The 2,543-nt window shown below is 66.3% G+C and carries 3 protein-coding genes and 1 pseudogene; 2 read left to right on the forward strand and 2 right to left on the reverse strand.

What is annotated here, in order from left to right; genetic code table 11:
- Positions 1-94 precede the first annotated feature (94 nt).
- Both ACFWAY_RS53450 and ACFWAY_RS53455 read left to right on the forward strand, forming a co-directional pair.
- Entirely contained in the window at positions 95-589 is a 495-nt protein-coding gene (locus tag ACFWAY_RS53450; protein WP_378516499.1) for a hypothetical protein, read from the forward strand.
- A 194-nt stretch (positions 590-783) separates the two neighbouring features.
- Positions 784-1,002, forward strand: coding sequence for a hypothetical protein (locus ACFWAY_RS53455; RefSeq protein WP_378458219.1), 219 nt, complete (start codon positions 784-786; stop codon positions 1,000-1,002).
- Here ACFWAY_RS53455 and ACFWAY_RS53460 read toward each other — a convergent pair.
- Positions 1,002-1,163, reverse strand: a pseudogene (locus ACFWAY_RS53460) (alpha-amylase family glycosyl hydrolase); the annotation flags it as partial. The gene ACFWAY_RS53455 and the pseudogene ACFWAY_RS53460 sit on opposite strands and share 1 nt — an antisense overlap.
- 74 nt (positions 1,164-1,237) lie before the next feature.
- On the reverse strand, positions 1,238-2,440 hold the full coding sequence (locus tag ACFWAY_RS53465; protein WP_378516500.1) for a fatty acid desaturase family protein: 1,203 nt from the start codon (positions 2,438-2,440) through the stop codon (positions 1,238-1,240).
- Between the last annotated feature and the right edge of the window lie 103 nt (positions 2,441-2,543).

Consider the following 2,543-nt stretch of genomic DNA (forward strand, 5'->3'; position numbering starts at 1 on the left):
GGTACGAGACCCGCTATCGTGAACAGCGTCCCCCGGCTGCCTCAACCCCCGAGGTGGCCTGAACCGGAGTCTCCACTCGATCCAGGGCGATTCAATGGGCCTGCCCCCGACTGTCGGCCTCGAACCGCCGTCCCGCGCCGAGTACGCGACGCGCCGCCGCCCGGTCGAAGGCGTCGACGCGATCACCGCGCAGCTCGAGGAAGACACCGCCATCAGGCTGCTGATCGCGGAAGACTCCCCCGAACCCACCCGGCTCGCCTGCACCTGGGCACAAGAATGGGTGAACATGCTCGAGGACTCGGGACGGCGCAGGGCCCTGCTGCAGGCCAAGCGCCTGTTCGTCGTCTGTCTGACGGCGGCAGGGCGCACCGACGAGGCGAAGGGGCTGCTCGCCTCGATCGCGGCGCAGTGCGCAGAGCTCGGCATGACCCGCTACCTGCTCGACAGCCCGCCCTCCGTCCGCGAACTCGTCGTGGACCTGCGCGACGACCAGCTCGCCGGCCGGTGCCCGCCCGACTGGGCCCCCGTCCCGACGTCCTTCCTCACCGACGTGCTGACCGCGGACACCGCCACCGTCGACGTGGCGTGACGCGCACTGCTGCGAGGATCTCGGTGCGCCGCCCCTGCTGCCACCGCGGCATCCTTTCTGCCGCTGAAGTACCCGCCGCCGTGGAAGTAGACCAGCGTGGGACCGCTCCACGGATGCGAGCGAGGGCGGTACACGTCGAGCAGGTTTCGCTTACCCGCGTCGCCGTAGCTGATGTTCGCCACCCGCTCGACATCATGGCGACGGACGAAGAACGGCCTCAACAGGATGGGGGCGAACGGAAGTCGGCGGCGCGGCCGGGCGGCCACCCCGGCGTCGATCGCGGTGCGCCAGCCGGCACCGAGGCCCTCGGTCAAGGCATGGTCGACGACCGGCCTGCCCGCAGCCAGGTCGTCGACGTCACACTGGGGATTGGCGTCCCACTGTTGGATTCGAAACGGGCTCCCGTCGCGTGACCCGCGTCGGGCAGTCCGGGAACCTTGGCCATGGCTGATACCGCGTCGATACGGATTCCGTCGACGCCGCGGTCGAACCAGAATCGTAGGACGTCGACGAATTCGGCTCGTACTTCGTGGTTAGCCCAGTCGAGGGCGGGTTGTTCGGGTGCGAACAGGTGATGGGCACTGCCGCGCCGAGATACTCAAAATGGATCGGCGAGGTCGCCGGTGTTCGAGTGACGCCCTGGCGATGTCAGACTCCCGCACCAGCGCGAATCGCTGTCAACAGCCCGCGGCGCGTGCCCGTGACCGGGTCGATCCGCGGCCGCGGATCGGTGAACCTGCGTTCCGACGCCGTCTCGGGTGCGTCGTCGGCGGTCGCCGCGAGGAACTTGTTCGGCAACGCCAGCTTCGCGATGGTGCGCCACGACTTCAGGTACTGCGAGGGCAGCGAACCGGTCGTGTAGGGCAGGTCGTACCTCTCGCACAGCGCCCGAACGCGCACGGAAATCTCGCGCAGCCGGCTGCTCGGCAAATCGGGGAACAGGTGATGCTCGATCTGGTAACAGAGGTTCCCGCTCATGAACTCCATGACCGGCCCCGCCTCGAAATTCGCGCTGCCGAGCATCTGCCGCAGATACCACTGCCCCCGCGTTTCGTCCTCCACGTCGGCCTCGGTGAACTTCTCCGCGCCGTCGGGGAAATGCCCGCAGAAGATGACCATGTTGGTCCAGACATTGCGGATCATGTTCGCCGTCAGGTTCGCGGTGAACGTGGGCAGAAACGCCGGGCCGGTCAGGGCCGGGTAGAGAACATAGTCCTTGGCGATCTGCCTGCCGACCTTCCCGGCCACCTCGCGGCATCTGCGCGTGAACTCGACACGATCGACACCGCCCTCGGCCACCTTACCCAGCTCCAAGTGCTGGAACGCCACCCCGTACTCGAAGAACAACTGCAACAGCAGGTTGTAGAGCGGATTGCCGACGCTCCACGGGTGCCAGCGCTGATCGCGGGTGACCCGCAGCAGGCCGTAACCCACGTCGTCGTCCATCCCGAGCACATTGGTGTACTTGTGATGGATGTGGTTGTGTGTCTGCTTCCAATGCGCCGACACGCCGGCGATGTCCCACTCCCACGACGACGAGTGGATCTCCGGATCGTTCATCCAATCCCACTGACCGTGCAACACGTTGTGGCCGAGCTCCATGTTCTCGACGATCTTGGCGGTGCCGAGCAGCGCCGTGCCAGCAACCCAGGCCGGCGGAAACACACTCGCGAACAACACCGCGCGACCGCCGGTTTCGAGGGACCGCTGCAGCCGGATCGCGTTGCGGATGTACTGGGAATCACGCTCGCCGCGCGACGCTTCGATATCACGCCGGATCGCGTCGAACTCGACGCACAGCGCCTCGACATCCGCCCCGGTTAGGTGGGCGTAGTCCGTGACATCCGAAATCCCTCTCTGTCAACCTGGTCTGAGACACAATCGGTGTCCGTAATCAGTGAGGTTCGAGGGCGAGTTCGGAGTAGGAAGCATTGAGTAGCGAAGAGACCGCGGA

This window comes from Rhodococcus sp. NPDC059968, assembly GCF_042738615.1.
Lineage (GTDB): Bacteria > Actinomycetota > Actinomycetes > Mycobacteriales > Mycobacteriaceae > Rhodococcus_F.